At 50.7% G+C, this 655-nt stretch carries 1 protein-coding gene; it reads right to left on the bottom strand.

Annotated features, from left to right (window positions below):
• Nucleotides 1-459: pentapeptide repeat-containing protein (locus tag AC0QH1_RS27100; RefSeq protein ID WP_324634579.1), on the bottom strand; the 459-nt coding region annotated here is incomplete at its 3' end.
• Nucleotides 460-655: the final 196 nt, after the last annotated feature.

Below are 655 nucleotides of genomic sequence, written 5' to 3'. Positions count from 1 at the left end.
TCCCCTGGCTCTCATCCCGACGCTCACCAAGCACGGGTAGAGCGCGGGGCTTCCCGCCGAGAAGCTAAAATCCGCCCCGGCTATCTTGACACTTTCAAACTGGGATCCGAGCAAAATCGTTTCCACCAATATCGCATCGGTTAAATCCGCCCCGGTTAAATCCACTTGGTCGAGCATCGAATTGGTCAAATCCGCACCATGCAGGTTTGCTTCCGTCATCACGGATAAGCTGAAAATCGCCCCTTGCGCTTGGGCGTTTTCAAAGTTGGTGAATTGCAAATAACAGTTGGATAACTCCGCCGATTGCAAGTTCTCGCCGGAAAAATCTTTGCCGTTGAGATCGGCATTGCTATAGGATAACGGCGGGGCGTAATATTTAGTGGCTTGCGCCAATGCAGGTGCTTGAAGTTGCCACCCCAGCAGCAGAAGAGCAATAATCGCGATTTTCCAAAGGATCATAAGGGTTCGATTCAATGGGCAAAGGTTTTCAGGATTATAGATCGCGGTACGGTATTTTGGGTTGGAACCTGGAGATCTGATGGCTACAATTAAGGTAGTACAGTGATGGGTTAACAACGTTGTCAGCACCCCGCTCTAAAGAGACGGGGCTTCTAGCCCCTGACTTTAGGTAGCTGACCAGCCTAAGCCCTACGAG

This window comes from Phormidium sp. CCY1219 (assembly GCF_055795085.1).
This window is presented reverse-complemented; position numbering and strand designations above follow the sequence as displayed.